Source organism: Clostridium sp. OM05-6BH, assembly GCF_003481635.1.
Lineage (GTDB): Bacteria > Bacillota > Clostridia > Lachnospirales > Lachnospiraceae > Butyribacter.
This window is the reverse complement of sequence record NZ_QULH01000011.1, coordinates 66268-90023: the sequence shown is the minus strand read 5'-3', so window position 1 is coordinate 90023 and position 23756 is coordinate 66268. Positions and strand designations below refer to the sequence as shown.

The window sequence follows — 23756 nt, the reverse complement described above, 5'->3', positions numbered from 1 at the left end:
TAATAAGCAATATGTGGTTTTGAAATAACTTCCGGTATGGGAAGTATAAGTAATAAAATATATTGTTGGTATAGTGAAAAAATGTTAGAATATACATGGAAAGATGAAAAAGCATTTGAAACGGAGGTATTTATGCAGTACAGAATCGTAGGAAACACTATGCCGGCAGTGGAAATTTTGTTTGATCAGGCCGGAGAGTCAATGTACACACAGTCAGGTGGAATGGTTTGGCAGTCTGACGGGATTGAAATGAGCACGAGCACCAACGGTGGAATTATGAAGGGTGTTGGAAGAATGTTTGCCGGTGAGTCCATGTTTATGGCGAGATACACAGCACAGGCACCGGGCACAACCATTGCTTTTGCATCAACCGTAGCCGGTGAGATCATGCCTATCAACGTTGGCGAGACAGGTGGAATGGTATGCCAGAAAGGTGCATTCCTTTGTGCAGAACCGGGAGTAAATTTAAATGTCGCATTTACGAAAAAGTTTTCTGCCGGTTTGTTTGGCGGTGAGGGCTTTATTTTGCAGGATCTGTCCGGTGTCGGTATGGCATTTTTGGAGATCGATGGTGACAAAGTCATTAAAGATCTGCAGCCGGGAGAGGTGCTTAAAGTAGACACAGGTAATGTTGTGGCGTTTGAGCGTTCTGTCAGCTACGAGATTGAGACAGTCAAAGGTCTTAAAAATATTTTCTTAGGTGGCGAAGGTCTTTTCCTGACCAGGTTAGTAGGTCCGGGACGTGTTATTTTGCAGACGCAGAATATTAACGAATTCGCTGGACGTATTGCTAGGATGATTCCTAGTAAATAATCAAAGACAGAGAGAAAATCAGTTGATTGCCAGAACACTGATTATGGTGAGACTGATCTCCAGGCAGGAGTATCTTTGTCGGATGATAGGATTTTTAACAGCAGGGAACGAAATGTTGCCTGCTGTTTGTGTCTCATAATGTTGACAGAAAATTTTGCAGCCTATATACCGGTAAAATTGAAGGATGGATGAGGTAATTAAAAGTGAGAATCATTGATTATAAGGAGAATTGGCAAAAGCTTCTTAGCCCGGATATAGTCAAACAGTTGACCTTGATTCACGAGTTTAAGGGAGAGCAAAGATTGTTTATTGAAGCTCATAGAGATGAACTAAATGAGCTGGTCGAATTGGCAAAGATCCAAAGTACAGAGGCTTCTAATAGAATTGAGGGCATCTTTACTTCGGAGGATCGATTGAAAAATCTGGTTCTTGAAAAGACAACTCCTGCGAGCAGAAATGAGTCTGAGATTGCAGGATATCGAGATGTGTTGAACACAATTCACAAAAACTATGATTATATTCCTGTAACGGCAAATTATATATTGCAATTACATAAGGATTTGTACAAATTCGGATTTGCAGAACTGATTAAATAGAATATGTGTTTGACATATGAGTGGTTAGATGTTAGTATACTAATAAAGAAGGTGCTACCGATAGACGGTTAGCCTGATATATGGATCAAAAATGACCGCTTAGTTTACCAGACTGAAGGGCGGTCATCTTTGTGTTTTATCATTGCTCTTAGAACCAACGGTATAACCAAGAGCAAAGCATGTAAGACATAAGCTGACGATGGCTATAAATAAGTCCGTTGTAAGCATAGGCACAAAACCTCCTCGTTAGATTTCCTGAAAGGATTTCTATGTAAACACAAGGCTATAACTCCTGTGGAGAAGGCTAACCGCCTACCGAATAGGGTAGCACCGAGAATATTATAACAAACATATGTCAGAAAATCAACTGCGGTATGGATGAATTTGTAGGAAGAGACAGATGGATATATTATTTTTAGAGGATTGCTGTGAAATACTTGATTCAATGAGAGTACCAATTACGGCATCAGATAGAAAAGAAGGAAAATATCCCTATTATGGCGCAAACGGTATTCAAGGGCATGTGTCAGATTATATTTTTGATGACGAGTTGGTTTTGCTTGCTGAAGATGGTGGTAATTATGGATCCAAAGATAAACCAATTGCTTATAGGGTCTCTGGAAAGTGTTGGGTTAATAATCATGCACATGTCTTGAAACCTAAAGAGGGGTTGGATAGAGCATAACTTGGTTATCGATGATAGACCAAAGTGCATGGTGGATGGCTGAAAATACTGCAGCTACAGCAATAAAAGTAAGCCATACTTTCCATCTGTCATCTGGTTGAACCTGTTGTTGCGTTGCTAGTGCTAGCAGTAACGCTACTCCATAGATTAAAATTGTAATTATGCCGCATACGACACCTGCAGTTTGTCTCATGATTTTTTCTCCTCTCTTTTGTGTTACAAATCAAAAGTTGCGATTCAAAAATCGTTGGACGAAACAAAGCTTTTATTTGATTCCTTGATGCAGGAATATTTTGGATAAAGCAGTTAAACCGGGGTTTAACATACAATAAAGAGAATAAAATAATGAATCAGAATGGTTGCAGGATGTTGGTATATTAGGAGGATTTACTAACATGAACGAGAAAATAGCAACAGTTTTGAATGAGATGTCAGCATATTTATCAATTGCGCAGATGAAGAAACTGCAAGAGGTAATTGTAAAGACATTTTCGGAAAATGAATTGTGCCGTCAAAATATTTCTAATCATGAGTTTCTTGAAATGTTTTTGACGGCAAAACAGATTGAAGGTTGCTCTGAAAGGACAACGAAATATTATCGTACCACGGTCAATCATTTGTTGAACTACCTTCATGAGCCAATTCGCAAAGTCACAACGGAAACGATGCGTCAGTATTTGGTGGATTATCAGAAAATATATTGCTTAAGATTGATGGAAAGGTGGCAAATAAGCATATCAGGTGCCGTTTTTTAATTTGGCATAGAATGGTAGATTCAAATCATTAATTATTGGTGGGATCGATTTCATAAAAATGTAGAATTTACAAATTCGGATTTGCAGAACTGATTAAAATAGAATATATGTTTGACATATGAGCGGTTAGATGTTAGTATACTGATAAAGAAGGTGCTACCGATAGACGGTTAGCCTGATATGTTTTAGTCAAAATGACCGCTTAGTTTACCAGGGCTTGGCGGTCATTTTTGTGTTTTATCATTGCTCTTAGAACCAACGGTATAACCAAGAGCAAAGCATGTAAGACATAAGCTGACGATGGCTATAAATAAGTCCGTTGTAAGCATAGACACAAACCTGCATTTGCTGAATATATGATTACTTCTGACTATTTACAGGGGCAGATTAATAGTTCCAAGACAACTTCATCACAGGCTAATTTGTTTCAAGGAAAAATAAAGGCTTTAAAAGGATTTGTCCCACCAATCGATCTCCAAAACCAATTTGCAGATTTTGTCCGTCAAGACGACAAATAATAGTTTTATGCTATCAAAAACATAGTATAGGAGTGTCTGTGCCGTTTTCAATTTCTTTCACTTTTCCATATTTGGCTTGCAAACGTAATGTCTTGCGCAATGAAACAGAAAGGTTCATAATGAACTTGATTGCAAAGAGAAAGGGGTAATTTTGTGGTGATAGATAGAGAACGAGTAAAGCAGGTGTTCCAAGAGTATACAGGCAGGTATGATATACACGATGAAAAAATCCGATTAAAAGTGGAACATACCTATCGAGTGGCAGATATCAGTGAACAGATTGCTGAAAAATTAGGACTTTCGGAGGAAGATATTGCATTGGCATGGCTGATCGGAATGTTACATGATATCGGACGGTTTGAACAACTTCGCCGTTTTCATACTTTTGTAGACAGTCAATCGATCGATCATGCACATTTTGGTGTGGAATTGTTATTTCAGGACGGATTATTGGCACGCTTTATGGATAACTCTGGTGAAAATGAAGAGCTGATCAAGAAGGCGATTTACTGGCACAGTGCTTTTCGAATCGATCCGCAGTTGAATGATCGTGAAATGTTGTTTGCAAAGGTGATTCGGGATGCAGACAAGATTGATATCCTAAAGGTTGCTACGGATTTTCCGCTGGAAGAAATCTATAATGTGGCAACGGAACAGATCCACGCACACCTCATCACGGAAGAAGTCATGCAGCAGTTTCGACAGAAACAGGCGATTTTTAGAGACACGAAAAAAGTGCCGATTGATAATTTGGCAGGTCATATTGCTTTGGTTTTTGAATTGGAGTTTCCGCAAAGCTATGAAATTGTCAAGGAACAGGGCTATTTGGATCGATTGTTAGCGTTCCAAAGTCCAAACGAGGGACTTATGCTGCAATTTCAGGAAATGAGACAGATCATGCAGGAACATTTACAGGCGATGGCGGAAAAAAATCGGCAGACTGTGTGATCCTGGCTTTTGCAGGGGCGAGTTAGCAGTATTGCGTATAAGGAAAAAAAGATTCACACTTTTTTCATAAAGATTTGTTATACTTCTAGTCTAATTTTTGTCGATCCAATAGGAAAATTTAGGTGGATTGTGGGAAGGGGGATTTTTATGGAGGAAAACCAAAGTGCCTATTATGGACAGTATTATATACCGCTGCAGAATCTGGAACAGGAGATATTGCAATGGTTGCGAAAGTTGGTAGATGCCTATGCGGAACAAGCTGGGGAGACACCTGTAGAACATATTCGAAGCCGTATTAAGACGGCAGAGGGGATGCAGGAAAAGTTACATAAAAAAGGATTTGAGACAACGGCCGATTCTGCACTTGCTAATGTTTCCGACATTGTGGGATTTCGCTTAGTGACACATTTTGTGGGAGAGGTGTACGATATAGTCGAGCGCATGAAACAAGATGGCACGTTCCGCGTAGTCAAAGAAAAGGATTATATTGCAAATCCTAAGCCAAATGGCTATCGTAGTTATCACGTGATCTTGGAATGTCCGTTTTCGGAAGCGGAAAGCGGCACGATTCGAGTAGAGGTACAGCTTCGAACGATTGCGATGGATTGCTGGGCAAGCCTGGAGCATGAAATGAAGTACAAGAAACACATTGATAATGTGGAATTGATCGAGAGAGAGCTGAAGCGCTGTGCCGGAGAAATGGCGTCCACAGACTTGACGATGCAGACATTGCGGGACATGATACGCAAAGGCTAGTATGTACGGATATTGTGCAAAGACAGGTATGTATGGCTGTTGCGCAAAGGCAGGTATGTATGGCTGTTGCGCAAAGACAGGTACGTATGCAATTGCGCAAAGGCAGGTATGTACGGCTGTTGCGCAAAGACAGGAATGTATGGTTATTACGCAAAGACTAGCATACATGATATATTTGCATGGAAATCTATGCAGAAACGAGGATAAGGATATGAGCACAAAAGGAAAAATATTATACGCGGAAGATGAGTTGGGATTGTCGATGGCAGTTTCGGAGATCCTTAAGATGGAAGGATTTGAGGTGACGGCCGTGATGGACGGGCTGGCAGCAGACGAGGTACTGCAAAAAGAGCACTTTGATATTGCTATACTTGACATTATGATGCCCGGTATGGAAGGGACGGAAGTGGCTAGAAATATGCGCGACCGAGAAGATTATACGCCGGTTTTGCTGCTGACTGCCAAAGCAGAGACCGAAGATCGTATCGAGGGACTGAATATGGGAGCTGACGATTATCTCGCCAAGCCGTTTGCAATGGGCGAACTCGTTGCGAGGGTGAAAGCAATGGTGCGCCGCAATAAGGAGTATCAGCAGACGGTATTGAATCTTGCCAACGTAACACTTGACTTGGAGAGCAATGAACTGTCCGCAAAATCCGGCAGTTTGATATTAAGCGTCAAAGAAGCAAAGCTCCTTGCTTTATTTTTGGAAAAGGAAAATGTCAGTTATTCCAAAGAAGAAATTGTAAAACGAGTATTTCCGGGAGAAGTTGACACGGAAGAAATTGCACTATATATTGCCTATATCAACAATAAATTGGTGCAGATCCATGGCAATCTGCAGTTGGTGCAAGAGGAAGAAATCATACAGCTTCGTAAGACTGCATAGAAGCTAACCATAAATAGATTGTAGTAGGAAGGAGTGGCTGGACTTATGAAAAAAATGCGCTTGAAAATGATCGGGATTGTTTTTGCGTCTGTGGTCGCTGCATTTATGGTTATGACGATCATTCTAGTTATGTGTTTTGGAGCATATCGGAATCGTCAGGCGGACCAGATCACAGCGATGATCAGTGAAAATAATGGTACCGTCCCACAATTAAAAGATTACAAACAGCAGCAAAAAAACAGTCAGGCCTTTGAAAGATATTTTAACAATTATAATGAGGATTCGTCTTATCGCACTCGATTTTTCCGGATTTTTTTGGATGAAGACAAAAAAGTGACCAACGTAAATATGGATCACATTGCGGCGGTTGATGAGAAAAGGGCAGTTCGAATGACTAAGATAGCGATGCTTCGCAGGGGAAAGGTAGGTCTGGTAGGCAGCTATCGTTACCGCAAAGAGTATAAAGATGGTCAAGTGCGTTCCATTATCTTTCTGGACTGCAAAGAAAATCAGAGTTTTTATCACTTGGCAGTGACGATCACCATCACGGTATCAACACTACTCACCTGTTTGATCACGGTTATTTTTGCCATCGCTTCCAAACGCGCAGTTCGTCCGTTTGAAATCAATTCCAACCGGCAAAAACAGTTTATCACCGATGCCAGCCATGAACTCAAAACACCGCTTGCCATTATTTCAGCAAATGCGGAGGTACTGCAGTACAAAGGTGATGGAAATGAATGGACGCAAAATATTATTGATCAGACCAAACATATGGGAAAGCTTATCAATCAACTGCTCGTTCTCGCAAAGTTAGATGAGGTTCAAGAAAAGAGTGAAAAACAAGAAGCAGATCTTAAGCTGCTATTAGAAGAAACAACCAGGCCATTTGAAGAAGTTGCAACACAAAAGAAGGTAACATTAAAGCTGCACCTGGAAGAGGGGGTTACGATTCGCGTGAATCGTGAACAGATTGCACAGTTGGTATCCATTCTTACCGAAAATGCTGCGAAATATGTCAATGACGGGGGCAAGATCGTATGGCGTCTTACTAAAACACAACATGGTGCGGTATTAGTTGTGAAAAATACTACCGAAAAAGAGCTTCCGGATACTAAGCGGATGTTTGACCGATTTTATCGCAGTGACAGTTCCAGATCTTCCAAAACCGGAGGGCAGGGTATTGGTCTGTCCATTGCAAAAAAAATCGTCGATAGTCATAAGGGATCTATTACTGCAAAAGCGGGAGATGGCATGGTGACTTTTCGTGTCAGTTTGCCGAAATAAACGAATTAAGCTCACTCTTGTAACCAATTCGAAAATAATGTATGATAGAACCATATTGTTAAAACACAAGGAGGTACTACATTGAATAAGGAATTAGTCATCGTGCTGGACTTTGGCGGACAGTATAATCAGTTGGTCGCACGAAGAGTCAGAGAATGTAATGTATATTGCGAGATTTATTCTTACAAAACTGATATAGAAAAGATCAAGGCGATGAATCCGAAAGGAATCATCTTAACAGGTGGACCGAATAGCTGCTATGAAGAGGGTGCCCCTACTTATTCTAAAGAACTTTTTGAACTGGGAATCCCAGTGTTGGGACTTTGCTATGGTGCTCAGTTAATGCAGCATGTTCTTGGCGGTAAAGTCGAGAAAGCACCTGTGCGCGAATACGGCAAAACAGACGTGGCTGTTAATACGGAAGTTCCTTTGTTCAAGGGGATTCATGAAAACACCGTGTGCTGGATGAGCCATTTTGATTATATTTCAAAAGTTGCTCCAGGTTTTGAAATCATTGCACATACAGCAGACTGCCCGGTAGCGGCAGCTCAAAATACAGCAAGTAATCTTTATGCGATCCAGTTCCATCCGGAAGTGCTTCATACACAGCAGGGAACAGAAATGCTGTACAACTTTGTACGCGGCATTTGCGGCTGTGCGGGTACTTGGCGTATGGACTCCTTCGTAGAAGAGCAGGTCAAGCTGATCCGCGAAAAAGTTGGCGATGGCAAAGTGCTTTTGGCATTGTCCGGTGGTGTAGATTCCTCTGTTGCAGCAGGTCTGCTCTCCAAGGCAATCGGTAAACAGCTTACTTGTGTATTTGTAGATCACGGACTTCTTCGTAAAAATGAAGGCGACGAGGTTGAGCAGGTATTTGGACCGGCAGGAGACTTCGATCTTAACTTTATCCGTGTCAATGCACAGGATCGTTACTATAGCAAACTGGCAGGGGTTACCGAGCCGGAGCATAAGCGCAAAATCATTGGTGAAGAATTTATCCGCGTCTTTGAGGAAGAAGCAAAGAAGATCGGTGCGGTAGACTTTTTGGCACAGGGAACCATTTACCCGGATGTTGTAGAATCCGGTCTTGGCGGTGAATCCGCTGTCATCAAGAGCCACCACAATGTAGGTGGATTACCGGACTTCGTAGATTTCAAGGAAATCATCGAGCCTTTGCGTGATCTGTTCAAAGATGAAGTGCGTAAGGCAGGTTTGGAACTTGGCATTCCGGAAAAACTCGTATTCCGTCAGCCATTCCCAGGTCCGGGACTTGGCATTCGTACCATCGGCGAGGTAAACGCTGATAAAGTTCGCATCGTACAGGACGCTGATTTCATCTATCGTGAAGAAGTGGATAAGGCTGCAGAAGCCTACAAAAACGAACACGGCAAAGAAGCACCTTGGATGCCAAACCAGTACTTCGCAGCACTCACCAACATGCGAAGCGTTGGTGTCATGGGAGACGAAAGAACCTATGACTATGCGGTTGCCCTGCGTGCAGTACAGACCATCGATTTCATGACGGCAGAAAGCGCACAGATTCCATTTGAGGTGCTGCAGACAGTCATGACGCGAATTATTAATGAGGTGAAAGGCGTAAATCGTATCTTTTATGATCTGACGAGCAAGCCGCCTGGAACGATAGAGTTTGAATAATGTGTATGGGAAAATAAAGCTATAATTTATGCCTGCTCCAAACAAATTTGTTTAGAACATGGCAACGATTTGGCAACATTTTTTCGTTATTCATTGAGTAAATTATTTTATTGCATATAAAAACCTTACTGATTTTCAGTTGTGAGGACTGAAGTCGGTAAGGTTTTTTGTTGTGGTTTAGTAGATGAGATAAATAAAAAGAGGACTTTCATGTTAAGAAAGTCCTAAACGGAGCGGGGAGGATTTGAACCTCCAAGCGATGCCCAAATCATTTTTATCTTGTTCACTTTAAATGCCGAGTAGTTGAAGAATCCACTCCGCATGCACCGCTCACAATCCAATCAAACAAATTCGTCATTTTGATATCTCCTTTCACAACAACCCAAGTTTGAATCGAGGTAAACAGGAGTGAAATATAATCAACAGGAAGCCCTGCTTTCGTGGATAAGATAATAATGATTATTAGCATAGTTGTATCAATGTGCAAATTAATTTTATCAAATTAAAGCATATTTGTCACGATGCTTTTTTTGGTAACATAGGAAAAATTTTACTTTTTCTGCAGAGTTTCCAGTGCCGGATACTTATACCGCCATTCATCATATTGTTCTTTGGTGATCTCCCCATGCTCCAGTTTGTTTTTCTGCCGGAGCCATGTTTTGAGGTAGTCATTAAGTGTTGAGTGAGGTTCTGTTATTGCCGGATCAAAGCTAAAGCAGATATTGCCGTCATGATCTTCGATGGTCAGCCCATACATATCTTCTAATGCGAAGAATGTGTGCATGAGTCCTAAATAGTTGTCAATGTTTGGTACAGTTAATGCTTTTGTGTCAACTTCCAGCCGGTCAGCCATTTCTTTTATCAGTGCCTGTTTTGGAATGCGTGCTTCCGATTCGTACTGTGCCATGCGTACATCCGATGATTTGCCGTGAAATCCGAGCATTTCACCGAGCTGTTTTTGCGTAAACCCTTTCCGGTTGCGAAAAAATTTGATCCTTTGTCCGATTGCCATGGTATGTGTCCTCCAATTTATTGCTGTTGCCATTTTGTTTCTGCAAATAAAATGATAAACATTTTTGTTTAAGTAGAGTATATCATGAGCAAATCAGGATAGCAAGAATAACTAAACAAAAAAAGTTAATATTTTCCTGAAAACCACTTGACTTAAATTAAAATGTTTAGTATTATGTCAAACAACAACTTAAACAAATTGAGTTAGTATATGAACCTTAACATTGGAAGGGAGGTGATGCTGATGGAGAAGAATTTTATGACAGTTGAGGAAGTGGCGGAAGAGTTAAAGGTGTCCAAATCCTATGCGTACAAGGTGGTCCGGGAGCTTAATGCAGAGATGCGGGAGCTTGGCTATCTGACGATATCCGGGAGAGTGAATACCAGCTTCTTTCGCAAGAAGTTATGCTACGGCGAAGAAGGCTGACTGCTGTAGATACGGTAATCCTAGTGCAGCTGGAAAGGAGATGATGCTATGGCTGTGTATAAAGACGGTGATAAATGGCGTGTGATCTATCGTTATACCAACTGGCAGGGCGAACGAAAGCAGACGCAGAAAAGAGGTTTTAAGACGAAGCGGAAGGCGCAGCAGTGGGAACGGGAGGTGATGCTGAAAAGCGAATCGAAGCTTGATATGACCTTTGCCAGCTTTTTTGAAGTCTATGAAGCGGATAAAAAGAAACGGGTAAAGGAAAACACATGGGAATCCAAGAGCCATATTATACGGACGAAGATACTGCCGTATTTTGGCAACCGCAAGATTGCGGAGATAGAGCCGAAGGATGTGATCGCCTGGCAGAGTAAACTTTTGGGATATCAGGGAGAGAATGGGGAAGTCTATTCACCCACATACTTAAAGACGATTCACAGCCAGCTTAGTGCGATATTTAATCATGCGGTGCGATTCTATCACTTACCGAGTAATCCGGCACAGAAAGCCGGTACGATGGGGTGTGAAGAACATAAAGAAATGCTCTTTTGGACGAAGGAAGAATATCTGAAGTTTGCGGATGCTATGATGGACAAGCCGAGGTCATACTATGCATTTGAAATGTTGTATTGGTGTGGTGTTCGGATGGGAGAACTGCTGGCACTGACACCGGTGGATTTTGATTTCGAAAGACAGACAGTGACGATCAACAAATCATATCAGCGTTTAAAAGGACGTGATGTCATTACTTCTCCTAAAACGGTTAAAAGTAACCGCACGATCAAGATGCCGAAGTTTCTTTGTGAGGAAATGCAGGACTATATTCGAATGTTATATGACATTGGCAAAAACGAACGGATCTTTCAGATCACAAAGTCATATCTGCATCATGAAATGGATCGTGGTGCCAAAGCGGCAGGGGTGAAAAGAATCCGCATTCATGACTTGCGACATTCGCACATTTCACTTTTGATAGAAATGGGATTTTCTGCACTGGCGATCGCTGACCGGGTGGGGCATGAGAGTATTGACATTACCTATCGTTATGCTCATTTGTTCCCGAATAAACAGACGGAAATGGCGAACCGGCTGGATGTTGAGAGGATAACAGATATTGTCCTGACTGGAAATATTGAGGAAGAAATATCTGTTGATCAGATCAAGAAGGACGCAGAAGATGCCGGTTATAAAGGGTGATAACATTTTACGGTGACAGAAAGGAAGGTTGGACTACGATGGATAGAAGATTAGATCATCAGGGAAGGTGGAGACATAAGACAGTGGCATTTCGAGTGTCGCAGGAGGAAAGTGAACAGATTGACCGCATGGTTCGATTATCCGGGTTGACCAAGCAGGATTATATTATCCGCAGGCTGCAGTGCCAGGACATTGTTGTGCAGGGAAATCCACGGGTATATAAAGCATTGCGGGATCAGATGTTACAGATCTATCAAGAATTAAAACGCATAGAGAACGCAGCGGAACTGAGTGAGGAATTTCTTTATACTTTACAGCTTGTGGCGATTACTCTCGATGGAATGAAGGAGGAAGAGGAATGATGAATAAGAAAAAAGCGACTGCTCCGGGATCATCTGTTGGCGCAGATGGGAAGCAGCCGTTATGTAATAAACACAACGAAATTATAACAGATGATCAGAGACAAAACAATCTGCAAGCCACAGGAAATGTGGGGATAACAGACAAAAAAGTCAGTCCGGGGAAATCCAGACAGGACATTCTGCAGACGGTTACAATGGAAGAACTATACGATACCGTTTATCCGCCGAAAGTGCCGATCGTGGATGGGTTACTCTACAATGGGACGTATTTGTTTGTGGGTGCACCGAAGGTTGGAAAGTCATTTTTTATGGCACAGCTTGGATATCATGTGAGCCGGGGAATACAGTTGTGGGATTATCCTGTCAATGGTGGAACTGTATTGTATCTTGCATTGGAGGACGATTATGGCAGACTGCAGAAACGTCTTTCAAGAATGTTTGGGGTAGAAAGTACAGATGCTTTTCATTTGGCAACACGATCCAAGACATTAAATCAGGGATTGGAAGAACAATTGAGCCGGTTTGTAGCGGAACATAAGGATGCACGGCTGATCATTATTGACACGCTGCAGAAAGTCCGGGAGGTTGGCGGAGACAAATACAGTTATGCTAGTGACTATGATATTGTTACCCGGCATAAGAAATTCAGCGATGAACATGCAATTTGTCTTTTGCTGGTTCATCATACGAGAAAACTGGAATCTTCGGATAGTTTCGATATGATCTCCGGCACCAACGGTCTGCTTGGGGCGGCGGATGGAGCGTTTGTTATGCAGAAGGAAAAGCGTACGCAGAATAAAGCAACATTGGAGATTGCCGGGCGTGATCAACCAGACCAGAAACTGTCGCTTGAATTTGAAAGAGAGCAGTGTGTATGGAAACTGGTGAAAGCGGAAACGGAGCTTTGGAAAGAGCCACCGGATGAAGTGTTGGAACAAATCGTGGAATTTATGAGTCTGCGGCATTCGTGGCAGGGAACAGCCACAGAACTGCTTCAGGAATTAAGTGGTTTGAATATGCAGCCGAATGTTCTGACACGAAAATTGAATGTTAGTGTGGAGCGGTTGTATCTGGATCATGGCATTCGTTATGCTGCCAGCCGTGGACACAATGGTCGGGTGATATCCCTTGAGAAGAAAGATAATGTAACAGACTATGTTGTAAAAGATGAGGAACTTGTAAAGAATTCGATAAATTCTCCTGCAAGTTAGAAAGCGTGACGATATGCGACGGTTGTGACGGTATTTTTGATGCCGGGGTGTAGTGAAAATATCGTCACCATCGTCACGACCGTCACAGATGGATGCATAGATAGCAGTTTCTATATATTTTCAGCGAAAAAGATAGAAAAAACTATATCTTTTTAAAAATTTGCTATCAAAAAATATATATGTGCCGGAGAAGGAGTAGACGGTGCTATCACTTTGCACTATCATTTTCAGAAATTGATATAGCTTTACACTAGCAAAAGCGGGAAAAACTATCACTTTACACTAGCACATCTGAATGAAACGGGGTGGTTGGATTGACGGAATATCAAAGCCGGCAGATGGAAAAGATGCTGAAATTTCCGCGTGATGTAGATCTGTTGCAGGAAGAAATCCGGACACTGATATGGTTAGCCGGGTGGGAAGAAAGCACGGTGGATGCTCTTTTATCTGTAATGGACAAAGTGGCGAAAGCTAGAGAATATAAGGGATTGAAGTAGTATGCGGAGAGAATAAGATAAGACAGCTTTACGAGGTAAAAGTAGTATTTCTAAGAGATTGGAGTAGGACTTACGAGCAGATGGCAGGAAAATATCGGTGCAATGCAGCGGTATTTTCACTGACTGGATGCGGAAGTTAAGCTCCCGGCAGGGCGCAAAGCCTGAGAAGAACGGTTTACCGTTCGGAGCAGGTTGCATTTTTGGAGGCGTCGCAGCCAAAAGCGCCTTTGCGTTACTTTTGACAAAAGTAACAAAACATATTCCATCTCAGTCATCGCCTAGCGGCTTGACTTTGACTGGAATATGAAATCCCAGAGAAAGAATTACTTTAGAAATTCAACTAAGGGAAGCGAGGCTTCTTCGAAACTTTATCATGCACAGAAATAATGCGCTGATTGATGATATCGAGATTAAAAAATGCAAAGCAGATTGGAGGAATAAAACAATGAGCAGAGAATTTTTACAGAAGCAATTAATGGATAAAAAGAAAGGACTGATCGCATATGGAGAGAACGATTTCGGTAACGATAGGCAATGGATGCCTAAAACATAATAACAGGGTATTTGTGGCAGAGAATGTAGATGCCGACAGGATAAGTCAAAATGTTGTATTTGTGCAGAGAGACCTCAGGGGAATTTATCACGAACTGTTTGACGAGGCTGTGGAAGAATATAATGCTAAGCAGAAACGGAAAGATCGAATAATTCAAGATTATTACAATAAGATAAAGGATGGTCATCAGGAGCATTTGTTCACGGAGGTCATTGTTCAGATTGGGAATATGAAGGATTCCAACTGTATGATGGAGGAGACTGTAGTGGTCAGACAGATCCTTGAAGAATACATGAGGGGATTTGAAGAAAGAAATCCGAGTCTGCGGGTGTTCAATGCAGTTCTTCATATGGATGAACAGACTCCGCATCTTCATATCGATTTTGTTCCCTTTTCCGAAGGAAATAAACGAGGCATATCAACAAAGGTGTCCTTAAAGGGTGCTATGAAAGCACTTGGTTTTGCCGGAACAGGACGGAATGATACGGAAAGTATGCAATGGGTGCGAAACGAAAAGGAAAATCTTGTAACTCTAATGCAGCAACGTGGCTTTGGGTGGAAGAAACTAGGGACTCATGAAAAGCATTTGTCAGTGTACAACTATGAGAAAAAGATGCGAAAGCAGGAAGTAGAAGAATTAGAACGAAGACTTCAGGACAAGGCAGATACTATGGAACAGCAGGAAAGATGTATGGAATCAAATTGGGAAAAGTTGCGTACACAGAGAAAGCAAATGGCGGAGATGGAGCAATCTTACAGACAATGGGAGGTTAAGCAGGAGGAAGCAGAGGATAGATATTTACATTATTTGTCGCTGAGTAATGAACTGAAACAGAAGTATGATGCATTGCAAAGAGAACACGGAAATTTGCTGAATAGCAAGGAAACGCTTCGCTTGGAATGTGATCAACTTCAGGGAGACTATCGGTTATTGCAAGGGGATTACAAGCTGCTTGCAAATCAGCACGGCAAGTTGCAGGATGAAGTTGAAAAGCTGCTGACGGATAAGGAAAGTATGGAACTGGCATTGGCTACTGCAAAGGATGAGATGGAGACAATGCAGGCAGAAACAGGTGTTGTCAGGGCGGAGCGTGATCGTGTAATAGAAGAAACGGAGGAAGCCAAACGACAAGTTACTTCTCATCTGAAAACGGCAGAGGACTTGTATTATAAATATAGCAGTGTAGCGGTGACAGACCGGCAGGCAGAATTTTTTGATGAAATAGTGAAAATACGATATGAAAAAGAGAAGTTGGAGTATGAGAATCAGAAGATTCAAAGTGAAAACAATACGCTTCGACAGATTCTTGATAAAGCCGAAGGATTTATGCGAGAGCTGAAGATCAATGGTAGGAATCTGTGGGATGCCTTTAAGGAGAGGATCGCCGATATACTGCCGGGTAAAGGAGAAGAACATTTACACAGACGATAAAAGGGCATTTAATTTAGATAATTGGGATAAGAGAGAGATAACTTTCTCTTATTCGTTAGGAAGAAAGGATGACAGAATTACGATGAGAGAAGAATTACAGGATATGAGGAAGATGGAAGAAGTTTCTACAAGAGATTTAGGGGAGCAGGTGTTGCCGGAAGTGATAGAGGAAAACGGATTGATTTATCACTTGGCAGAGGATGGCTGTTACTATCCTGATCTGACATTTGAGCAGGAAACAGACTATTCCATTGGAAAGTATGGATTGATCCGGGCAGAATATATGTGGGAACACAAAGCACATGAATATCGGATGATGCTGCAGAATGGAACTTGGAATCGGTATCTGCATGAGGTGGACGAGGAGTGTCACCGGGAAGTGGATCTGGCGTTGAAACGGATCATGGAGAAGGATGGCGTGGATGAACGGATGAAAGCGGAGGATCCGATGGAATGGGTGAGACGGGTGAATGGGATTAAGGCGAATGTGGAAGGGGAGGTGGAGAGAAAACTGAAGAAAAGGTAGAGAATTGGTTCCTTGAAAATGCAATTTTAAGGGTTGTAAAATTAAAGGAAAAATGATACTATATAATCATGAAATGGAGGATGATTACATGGTGGCTGAAAAACAAACTCATGCAGGAAGAAAGGCTATTCCTGCAAGTGATAGAAAGAATGGATATAAAGTATATTTAACAAACGAACAAAAAGAAGAAATAGAATACTACGGTATAGGATCTTCTTTTTCTGAAAGATGTGTTAACTTGTTGATGATGGAGATAGCAAGACAACAACAGATGAAGCAAAAGACGATACGAGTGATAGATTTGTTTGCTGGTTTAGGTGGAATACGCTTGGGCTTTGAACAGGCAATGAAAAAAAGTGGGTTCGAAACAAAATGTGTGTTTACATCAGAAATTAAAAAATATGCAATTAAGGCGTATCAAAATCATTTTGGAAATGAAAAAATATATGGGGATATTACGCAGGTTAAAACAAAAGATATTCCTGATTTTGATGTGCTGCTTGCAGGATTTCCATGTCAACCGTTTAGTTCGGCAGGGAAAGGCTTAGGTTTTTCAGATACGAGGGGAACATTGTTTTTTGAAATTGAACGTATATTGAGAGATCGTATTATGGAAGATAATCCTGTAAAAGCATTTTTGCTGGAAAATGTTGAGGGCTTGGTTAATCATGATAATGGGAATACGTTGAGGGTCATTATCAATAAATTAGAGTCTTTAAGTTATCAAGTTTCTTGGAAAGTATTGGATTCACAATATTTTGGACTTGCACAGAGTAGAAAAAGAATATATATTGTTGGGACGCTTAATAAAAAAATTGATTTAAACGAATTTGATGTGACGACAGCAAATTTTGGGGACATTATGGAGAAAGGATTGCCAACAGTAAAAAGTAAATTTTCGAAATGTTTATTTGCTAACTATTCTCCAGATGAAGTTTTAGGAAAATCAATAAAGGATAAAAGAGGGGGAAAAGACAATATTCATTCGTGGGATATTGATTTGAAGGGAAAAACCACTAAAGAACAGAGAAAACTGTTAAATATTTTATTAAAAGAACGACGAAAGAAAAAATGGGCAAAAGAAATTGGAATAAAGTGGATGGATGGTATGCCGTTAACTTTGAATCAAATACGAACATTTTATGATGTTGATAATTTACAAGAAATGCTAGATGACCTAGTAAAAAAAGGATATTTGGCATATGAGCACCCTAAAGCATTAGTAGACGGTCAGCGAAAACCGGATCTAAACAAGCCAAAGGGATACAATATTGTGGCGGGAAAGTTGTCATTTGAATTTTCGAAGGTTCTTGATCCGAAAAAATTAGCTCCTACTCTGGTAGCGATGGATGTTTCAAAGTTGGGAGTCATAGATGGGGATGGAATTAGAAAATTAACCATAAGAGAAGGTCAAAGACTATGTGGGTATGATCCGGAGACGTATGATTTAGGTGTGGTTAAGGAGAGTGAGGCGTTTGATTTACTAGGCAATACGGTTTGTGTGCCAGTAATAGAAGCTATCTCAGAAAAGATTGCAACTGCATTAAGGGTTTAAATCCCTTATTGCGGTTGCTTTTTGTGTATTTAATGAAAATGTATGTTATAATAAAAAGAAAAGTAGAATGGCGGTGAATATAATGAAATATATAACGGCATCTGAAATAATTGAGTTGTTAAAAAAACAAAATATTAATGATGCAATTGGACAAATAAAAATGTCACTTAATGGAACAGAGGTTGTCATTAAGCAGAACGATATAATTGGCAATGCACTTCAAGAGTGGTTGGGACAGTTTTTGAAGGAGAACGACATATATTTTAGAAGTGCAAAGGGACAGACTTTTCCAGATTTTTACTTGTCGGAATCGGACGAAAAGAATTTGTGTGAGATGAAAACTTATTATGCAACCAGAAATGCAGCTTTTGATGTTGCAAATTATTTTGGATATGTTGATTCTATCCGACAAAAACCATGGAGATTAGATAGTGATTATCTTATATTTGCATATTTAAGTGATGATCAGGGTAACATTTCTATTCAAGATATGTGGTGCAAAAAGGTATGGGAAATAACGGGACCGGCACAGGATTTCGCTTTGAAATGTCAAAGGAAAAAGGGGCAAATATACAATATTCGTCCTGCAAATTGGAAAGAAAATAGTAGAGGAACATTAAAACCGTTTTCTTGTAAGGAAGAGTTTATTGCAGCATTATATAAAACACATCTAAGTGATACTAACCAGACAAAAGTATCAAAAGCATGGTTGGATGATGTTGTTGTTGAGTATGAGCGATATTCTGGTGAAAATATGCTCAATAGAGTAATGCAGTATGTGAAAGGAACAAAATAATATGAATAAACCAGAAAAAATCATGTTTTCGGATTTTGTAGATTCAATGACTTCTTTTTATATAGACGAAAGTTTTGAAGACAAAATGGAACATGAGCAAAAAATTAGACAAAGAGAAACTAGAAAAATTTATAAGAGGATTGAAGCGATTAGTACATATGAGGGATTGAAAAGCTATATTGCTGAAGAAAAGGATTCTTTGCACAATTTAACTAGTTTGCTAGGATTGTCAGAGGAAAATTTTAAACGAGTTGTTTCAATGATACGGCGTAATCATGGTCAGAAGTTTGTTTCTGAGTGGAGTATCAATGAAACCAGAACAAAGATGTTGAGCGATGAGTTTTATATGAAAGAAATATGCGGATTGCTGCTGGGAGAAAGGGACTATAGTAATGATATTCCGCGTTTTGTCTTAGATCAACTTTTAATTGATACTAAGAAATTAAAAGCATTTTCATCACCAAAGGTATTGCCAGAAATGATAAAAAATTCATTTAAAGGAACATATAGTACACAGGTGGGAAGAGAAGTTGAGAATTTAGTTGAAGAGATGTTACAGAAACATATAGGAAATCGATATGTATGCAGAAAGAAAATTTTTGATCGAAATATTGATTTTGTGATTCCTAATTTACAGAAGCCGCAAATTTTAATAGAGGTTTCTTATATGGTAACTACCGGTAGTGGTCAGTCAACAAAACGGGAAACTATGATAAATGTTGCTAAGGAAGTAATTAACAGAAATATGCATGATAATGATAAAATGATTTTTATAAACATTATTGATGGTGCAGGCTGGATTGCTCGCCAAAAGGACCTAGAGAGAATTTATTCTGCATCAGATTATGTACTTAATTTGAACACTTTATCAAACTTGGGAGCCATTCTGGATTTCTATTGCAAATAGAGAAATAAGTGGGGAGGAAATATAATGAATAAATTGGAAATAGAATTATCAAATTGCTTTGGGATTGATTCGCTGAACTATAAGTTCAGCTTTGAAAAAGGAAGAACTTTTTCTATATATGCAAGAAACGGACTTATGAAAACATCGTTTGCAAAAACTTTTCAATTAATTCAGAAGGGGAAGAGTAGTGATATTTCAGATGCAATATTTGGAAATCAAGGTTCTGCTATAGTGAAGATTGATGGCCAGGACATAAGTAAAAAACAAGTATTTGTTATTAAATCGTATGAAAATTCATACGAAGCAGACATATCTTCGTTACTTATTAGAGGTGATGTTCAGACACAATTAAAGGATGTTTTTAAAATTCGCACAAAATTATTGAAATCATTAGAAAAGGACTCAGGATTAAAAATAAAGAAGACATATTTGGGTAAAAGCGTATATGAATTAGAGCCTGCAATTGTAGAAGATTTTGGCTTTGCGGAGAAAGATATACTTTCAAATTTAGACGAACTAGCTTCTTATGAGCCTGAAATAGAATGTGGAAATATCAAATATTCGGAGATATTTGATGATACTGTTTTGAAAAAAATTATGGATACAAAGTTTCAAGAGGGCATTTATGATTTTGTGTCTGCATCAAATGAAATATATGATTCATTCGATTATTTAGAAAAGGGAAATCTTACATTACCTAAGCTCAAAGATTTGAAAAAGGCGTTGTTTAAAGATGCTTTTTTCTCAAAGGATAATAAGATAATACTTTCAGGCCAACAACCTATTAGCAGTGTTGATGCATTAGAACAACACATTAATGAAATTGAAGCAAAGATACAACAAATGCCGGCGTATAAAGCAATTGAAAATCTCCTTAGCGATTCAAAAGGAATGACGTTAAAGGATATTATAGAAGTTAATCCTGAAATAATTGAGTATCTTGCAGTAGATAAGCTGATAGACCTGAAAAAGAGTTTATGGGGATCGTATATTAAGAAAAATAATATTTTGTTTGGCGAGTTGCGTGATAAATATAATTCGCTTTCACATGAAATAGATAATCTTGAGATTGATAGTACACCGTGGAAAGAAGCATTAGATATATTTGAACAACGTTTTTCAGTTCCGTTTACTATGAAAGTTGTTAATCTGAAAGGTGCGATCATAGGTGAAAGTATGCCACAGGTTCAATTCTCGTTTACTAAAGGCGATGTTGTTAAAGCTGTTGATAGAAGCGAGCTTGATAAATTAGACACACTGAGTCAAGGTGAAAAAAGGGCATTATATTTATTAAATATTATTTTTGATATTGAGCAGATAAAGAGTACAGGAGAAGAGGTTATTCTTATTATAGATGATATTGCAGATTCATTTGATTATAAGAATAAATATGCTATTATAGAATATTTATATGAATTAGCACAAGAATCTAATATTTACATGCTGATTATGACACACAATTTTGATTTTTACAGGACTGTTGCAGGCAGATTATCTGTTGCTAGAGAAAATCGACTTGTAGCAGAGTGTTCTGACAATAATCTGAAATTGAAAAAAGAATTTTATCAGGATAAACCATTTAAAAACTGGAAAAATAAACCTACTGATAAATATATTTTTGCATTGTTACCATTTGTAAGAAATTTGATTGAGTTTGGAGTGGATCGTAATATTTCTAATACTGAAAGTGATTATTTATTTTTAACATCATTGTTGCATGAAAAGGATGATTCGATGGGAATTACCTTTGGAGATATTGAACCTTTGTTTCAACAATATGCGGGTGTAAACCAATTCGGAGAATCAGTAGAAAAAAGTGCTACAGTGTTGAGTAAGCTTAGCTTGGTTTGTGACAATATTACAACGGAAGATACAAAACTAGAGAATAAAATTGTATTATCTATCGGTATACGTCATGAAGCAGAGAAATACATGTTTCAACAAATAGGGAATTATACTGGTCAATTAAGATGGACAAAAAATAAACAAGATAATGTGGGGGGGAGTACGGAATTTATTGAATTTGTTCATGAAAGTAATAATCAGACAAGGCAACTATTCAATGGATTTAGACAATTTGGTAATGATGAAGAGATAAAAATTTTGAATGAAGTAAATATAATGACACCAGAGCATATTCACATAAATTCATTTATGTATGAACCTATTCTAGATATGGACATTGTTGAGCTACACAGGTTATATCAGACGGTAAGAAACTTGAGATAGATATATCAATGGTATGAATAGAATCATTAATACTGCAAAGAATAAAGGAGATGAAATAAAATGGGTAAATTGACATCGTTTGATCCGTTATTAACAAAATATGGAGGATCGGAGGAGGCTGTGATTAGCTCGGTAAAAAGAGAAATACGAAATATTTTAAATTCATATGTGGGTTGGTATGATCCCTTTTGTGAACTTATTCAAAATAGCTTAGATGCTATTGATAAGCGTAAAGAAAAAGAAGAATTCGATGGAGAAATTCATATAACTATTAATTTGATGAAAAATACAATATCTGTAACGGATAATGGTATTGGTTTTAAAGAGTCAGAATATATGAAATTTTTAGCACCTAATTTTTCTTTTAAACCGGATGGGTTTCGTGGACATAAAGGAGTTGGCACAACCTATTTAGCATATGGATTTAATTATATTCAAATCTATACTAAAACACCAGATTTTAAAGCCGGTGGCGTGATGAAAGATGCAAGAAGTTGGTTGGATGATCCATCACCGTCGGACAATCCCAAGGTGGTAGAGGATAATGAAAATGTAAAAGATCCATGGTTTGATACCATAGACCGTGGAACTTCTATGACGATACAATGTGATTCTGAAAGTTATCCTAAAGACCTTTCGTGGATGGGACTAGATAATGCCGATAGTTGGCTCAAGGTGCTAAGGGTTCAAACTGGATTGGGACAGATAAATAAAGTGTCGGATGTAAAAGTTGTTATTGAAGTTGTAGATAAAAAAGAGAGGATGACCCATGCTGAAAAAGATTCGCCGGAGTATTTGAGTGTAATAGAATTTTTAAACAAAGTACAAAAAGTGGACGATATTAATGCAAAAATGGATGATTTATACAAGAAAAATCGTTTTGTTCCAGGAAGTAAAATGCCAGCAAAATTTTCTAATTTAGATGCTGTGTATGACAAGTGGAATTGCGATGAAATATGTGAAAAATTGCCGCTAGATAAAGAGGAAATAGAATTGGTAAAAAAATACAATGTAACAGTGATTTTTGCCTATGTTTATTCTTTATCTGTATGGGATAAGATAGATAAGGCAATAGGAATTAGAAAAGGTAGCCATGTATTATATGGAGGAATTCAATTAGCTGCAAATAATATGCCACAGGGGGAATTGATTCAAATTCCATTGACGAAAAATATTGGACGCCAGAAACAAGCAAATATTGTTGTTCATTTTGAAAATTGTTCTGCTGATTTGGGAAGAAAGGGATTTAAAAAGGAAATTACAGATTTGGGAAAAGAGCTTAGCCGTAAGCTTATGGACAAACCTTTAATGAAAGTAAGAACCTGTTTTAAAGCGAACACAGGAGCCGCACCTGATTTGCGTCGTCAAATGGTTCTTTCTGAGTGGAAAGATGAAATGACTCAACATGAACAGGAATGTCCATTGAAATTGGAAAATCCAAATTTCTTTGATCCAGTTAAAAAAATTGCAATTACATCAGTGCCAACTCGTGAGCAGGATGTTATTGCATTATTTAATCAGCTCATTGCAGGTGGAGTAGTGCGTGGGATTAGAATAATGTCAACCAATGAACGGACGACTTATGATAGTTTATTTAAAATTGTGATTTCAAATAATAGAGATGTACAGTTGTTTGATAAGACGCATAATCCATTGGGGGTTTCGGAGGACGTACTTGATGAAATGCTGCAGGACAAAGAGGAGATTGTGTCTGGACCACAGGTTTTGGAATATAAATTTTCGGTTGACGGACTTGTTGAAGATATAGATTCCGGGTTGAAAAATACAAGTGATATTGATTTGGTGGTTGCATGGGAAGCGGGAGAACGTTATAGGGATAATTTTATTATTGAATCTTTAGTGGTTGATGGAAATGAAAGTTTGCGACAATATCATGGAGTGACTCATCAATTGCACTCAGCTAATACAGGAGAACACGTATGCAATATGATTTTGCTAAAGGATTTAATGATGTATTTAAACAATTCGGAAGGATTTGAGGAATTGCAAGAATCCTATGAACAATAAATTAATGCCTTGCAATAAATTGTGTGAATGTTATAATGAAGTGGCAACGATTTGGCAACAGAAAATCAGTAAGCCAAAACAAAATATGTAAATGAAGTAAAATATCCACAGATTTCAAA

Annotated in this window: 23 protein-coding genes; 21 read left to right on the top strand and 2 right to left on the bottom strand. The window is 39.0% G+C overall.

Annotated features, from left to right (window positions below; genetic code table 11):
• Positions 1-132 precede the first annotated feature (132 nt).
• The 3 genes from DXB73_RS10170 (at position 133) to DXB73_RS10160 (ending at position 2094) form a co-directional block, all read left to right on the top strand.
• Positions 133-813 carry a TIGR00266 family protein gene (locus tag DXB73_RS10170; protein WP_118691048.1) on the top strand — a complete coding sequence of 227 codons (681 nt, stop codon included), beginning with the start codon at positions 133-135 and terminating at the stop codon, positions 811-813.
• Between the two features lie 203 nt (positions 814-1016).
• The gene (locus tag DXB73_RS10165) at positions 1017-1409 is read left to right on the top strand and encodes a hypothetical protein (RefSeq protein ID WP_022024328.1); all 393 of its coding nucleotides are present in this window, start codon (positions 1017-1019) and stop codon (positions 1407-1409) included.
• Between the two features lie 400 nt (positions 1410-1809).
• Positions 1810-2094 (top strand): restriction endonuclease subunit S, encoded by a 285-nt coding sequence (locus tag DXB73_RS10160; RefSeq protein ID WP_243104044.1) that lies wholly within the window; start codon positions 1810-1812, stop codon positions 2092-2094.
• Here DXB73_RS10160 and DXB73_RS10155 read toward each other — a convergent pair.
• The gene (locus DXB73_RS10155) at positions 2069-2287 is read right to left on the bottom strand and encodes a hypothetical protein (protein ID WP_118691042.1); all 219 of its coding nucleotides are present in this window, start codon (positions 2285-2287) and stop codon (positions 2069-2071) included. The two genes, DXB73_RS10160 and DXB73_RS10155, sit on opposite strands and share 26 nt — an antisense overlap.
• A gap of 202 nt (positions 2288-2489) precedes the next feature.
• Between DXB73_RS10155 and DXB73_RS10145 the strand changes: the two genes are divergently transcribed.
• From DXB73_RS10145 to guaA, 6 genes are all read left to right on the top strand, one after another.
• Entirely contained in the window at positions 2490-2849 is a 360-nt protein-coding gene (locus tag DXB73_RS10145) for a phage integrase N-terminal SAM-like domain-containing protein (protein WP_118691041.1), read from the top strand.
• Between the two features lie 671 nt (positions 2850-3520).
• Entirely contained in the window at positions 3521-4315 is a 795-nt protein-coding gene (locus tag DXB73_RS10140) for an HD domain-containing protein (protein WP_118691040.1), read from the top strand.
• A 147-nt stretch (positions 4316-4462) separates the two neighbouring features.
• Positions 4463-5071: a GTP pyrophosphokinase family protein gene (locus tag DXB73_RS10135; protein ID WP_118691039.1), complete on the top strand. Its 609-nt coding sequence runs from the start codon at positions 4463-4465 to the stop codon at positions 5069-5071.
• 1 nt (position 5072) lies between these two features.
• On the top strand, positions 5073-5960 hold the full coding sequence (locus DXB73_RS10130) for a response regulator transcription factor (protein ID WP_118691038.1): 888 nt from the start codon (positions 5073-5075) through the stop codon (positions 5958-5960).
• A gap of 45 nt (positions 5961-6005) precedes the next feature.
• A complete protein-coding gene (locus DXB73_RS10125; RefSeq protein WP_118691037.1) occupies positions 6006-7247 on the top strand; it encodes a HAMP domain-containing sensor histidine kinase in 1242 nt (413 codons plus the stop codon).
• An 81-nt stretch (positions 7248-7328) separates the two neighbouring features.
• Entirely contained in the window at positions 7329-8903 is a 1575-nt protein-coding gene (gene guaA / locus DXB73_RS10120; protein WP_118691036.1) for a glutamine-hydrolyzing GMP synthase, read from the top strand.
• A 550-nt stretch (positions 8904-9453) separates the two neighbouring features.
• Here guaA and DXB73_RS10115 read toward each other — a convergent pair.
• The gene (locus tag DXB73_RS10115; RefSeq protein ID WP_118691035.1) at positions 9454-9915 is read right to left on the bottom strand and encodes a helix-turn-helix transcriptional regulator; all 462 of its coding nucleotides are present in this window, start codon (positions 9913-9915) and stop codon (positions 9454-9456) included.
• A gap of 240 nt (positions 9916-10155) precedes the next feature.
• Between DXB73_RS10115 and DXB73_RS10110 the strand changes: the two genes are divergently transcribed.
• The 12 genes from DXB73_RS10110 to DXB73_RS10050 all read left to right on the top strand — a co-directional run bounded on the left by DXB73_RS10110 (position 10156) and on the right by DXB73_RS10050 (position 23637).
• Positions 10156-10341 carry a DNA-binding protein gene (locus tag DXB73_RS10110; protein ID WP_118507866.1) on the top strand — a complete coding sequence of 62 codons (186 nt, stop codon included), beginning with the start codon at positions 10156-10158 and terminating at the stop codon, positions 10339-10341.
• Between the two features lie 48 nt (positions 10342-10389).
• The gene (locus DXB73_RS10105; RefSeq protein WP_118691034.1) at positions 10390-11541 is read left to right on the top strand and encodes a site-specific integrase; all 1152 of its coding nucleotides are present in this window, start codon (positions 10390-10392) and stop codon (positions 11539-11541) included.
• Positions 11542-11579: 38 nt separating this feature from the next.
• Positions 11580-11903: a mobilization protein gene (locus DXB73_RS10100; protein WP_118507865.1), complete on the top strand. Its 324-nt coding sequence runs from the start codon at positions 11580-11582 to the stop codon at positions 11901-11903.
• Positions 11900-13114 carry an AAA family ATPase gene (locus tag DXB73_RS10095; RefSeq protein ID WP_118691033.1) on the top strand — a complete coding sequence of 405 codons (1215 nt, stop codon included), beginning with the start codon at positions 11900-11902 and terminating at the stop codon, positions 13112-13114. The genes DXB73_RS10100 and DXB73_RS10095 overlap by 4 nt, the downstream gene beginning before the upstream one ends.
• Positions 13115-13428: 314 nt before the next feature.
• Positions 13429-13611, top strand: coding sequence for a DNA ligase (locus tag DXB73_RS10090; protein WP_243104038.1), 183 nt, complete (start codon positions 13429-13431; stop codon positions 13609-13611).
• A 566-nt stretch (positions 13612-14177) separates the two neighbouring features.
• Positions 14178-15596 (top strand): plasmid recombination protein, encoded by a 1419-nt coding sequence (locus tag DXB73_RS10080; RefSeq protein WP_182448306.1) that lies wholly within the window; start codon positions 14178-14180, stop codon positions 15594-15596.
• Positions 15597-15678: 82 nt separating this feature from the next.
• Complete coding sequence (locus DXB73_RS10075) at positions 15679-16122, top strand: TnpV protein (RefSeq protein WP_182448305.1); 444 nt, start codon at positions 15679-15681, stop codon at positions 16120-16122.
• An 88-nt stretch (positions 16123-16210) separates the two neighbouring features.
• Positions 16211-17677 (top strand): DNA (cytosine-5-)-methyltransferase, encoded by a 1467-nt coding sequence (dcm, locus tag DXB73_RS10070; RefSeq protein WP_118691029.1) that lies wholly within the window; start codon positions 16211-16213, stop codon positions 17675-17677.
• A gap of 82 nt (positions 17678-17759) precedes the next feature.
• Positions 17760-18473, top strand: coding sequence for an NgoBV family restriction endonuclease (locus DXB73_RS10065; RefSeq protein ID WP_182448304.1), 714 nt, complete (start codon positions 17760-17762; stop codon positions 18471-18473).
• A gap of 1 nt (position 18474) precedes the next feature.
• Positions 18475-19380 carry a DpnII family type II restriction endonuclease gene (locus tag DXB73_RS10060; protein ID WP_118691027.1) on the top strand — a complete coding sequence of 302 codons (906 nt, stop codon included), beginning with the start codon at positions 18475-18477 and terminating at the stop codon, positions 19378-19380.
• A 24-nt stretch (positions 19381-19404) separates the two neighbouring features.
• Positions 19405-21609, top strand: coding sequence for a hypothetical protein (locus DXB73_RS10055; protein WP_118691026.1), 2205 nt, complete (start codon positions 19405-19407; stop codon positions 21607-21609).
• A gap of 60 nt (positions 21610-21669) precedes the next feature.
• Positions 21670-23637: an ATP-binding protein gene (locus DXB73_RS10050; RefSeq protein ID WP_118691025.1), complete on the top strand. Its 1968-nt coding sequence runs from the start codon at positions 21670-21672 to the stop codon at positions 23635-23637.
• Positions 23638-23756: the final 119 nt, after the last annotated feature.

What these genes read in the sequence shown, in the direction of transcription:
- DXB73_RS10170 (WP_118691048.1), top strand. Translation starts at nt 133, where the DNA reads ATGCAGTACAGAATCGTAGGAAACACTATGCCGGCAGTGGAAATTTTG.
- DXB73_RS10160 (WP_243104044.1), top strand. Translation starts at nt 1,810, where the DNA reads ATGGATATATTATTTTTAGAGGATTGCTGTGAAATACTTGATTCAATG.
- DXB73_RS10155 (WP_118691042.1), bottom strand. Translation starts at nt 2,287, where the DNA reads ATGAGACAAACTGCAGGTGTCGTATGCGGCATAATTACAATTTTAATC.
- DXB73_RS10145 (WP_118691041.1), top strand. Translation starts at nt 2,490, where the DNA reads ATGAACGAGAAAATAGCAACAGTTTTGAATGAGATGTCAGCATATTTA.
- DXB73_RS10135 (WP_118691039.1), top strand. Translation starts at nt 4,463, where the DNA reads ATGGAGGAAAACCAAAGTGCCTATTATGGACAGTATTATATACCGCTG.
- DXB73_RS10130 (WP_118691038.1), top strand. Translation starts at nt 5,073, where the DNA reads ATGTACGGATATTGTGCAAAGACAGGTATGTATGGCTGTTGCGCAAAG.
- DXB73_RS10125 (WP_118691037.1), top strand. Translation starts at nt 6,006, where the DNA reads ATGAAAAAAATGCGCTTGAAAATGATCGGGATTGTTTTTGCGTCTGTG.
- DXB73_RS10115 (WP_118691035.1), bottom strand. Translation starts at nt 9,915, where the DNA reads ATGGCAATCGGACAAAGGATCAAATTTTTTCGCAACCGGAAAGGGTTT.
- DXB73_RS10105 (WP_118691034.1), top strand. Translation starts at nt 10,390, where the DNA reads ATGGCTGTGTATAAAGACGGTGATAAATGGCGTGTGATCTATCGTTAT.
- DXB73_RS10100 (WP_118507865.1), top strand. Translation starts at nt 11,580, where the DNA reads ATGGATAGAAGATTAGATCATCAGGGAAGGTGGAGACATAAGACAGTG.
- DXB73_RS10095 (WP_118691033.1), top strand. Translation starts at nt 11,900, where the DNA reads ATGATGAATAAGAAAAAAGCGACTGCTCCGGGATCATCTGTTGGCGCA.
- DXB73_RS10075 (WP_182448305.1), top strand. Translation starts at nt 15,679, where the DNA reads ATGAGAGAAGAATTACAGGATATGAGGAAGATGGAAGAAGTTTCTACA.
- dcm (WP_118691029.1), top strand. Translation starts at nt 16,211, where the DNA reads ATGGTGGCTGAAAAACAAACTCATGCAGGAAGAAAGGCTATTCCTGCA.
- DXB73_RS10065 (WP_182448304.1), top strand. Translation starts at nt 17,760, where the DNA reads ATGAAATATATAACGGCATCTGAAATAATTGAGTTGTTAAAAAAACAA.
- DXB73_RS10060 (WP_118691027.1), top strand. Translation starts at nt 18,475, where the DNA reads ATGAATAAACCAGAAAAAATCATGTTTTCGGATTTTGTAGATTCAATG.
- DXB73_RS10055 (WP_118691026.1), top strand. Translation starts at nt 19,405, where the DNA reads ATGAATAAATTGGAAATAGAATTATCAAATTGCTTTGGGATTGATTCG.
- DXB73_RS10050 (WP_118691025.1), top strand. Translation starts at nt 21,670, where the DNA reads ATGGGTAAATTGACATCGTTTGATCCGTTATTAACAAAATATGGAGGA.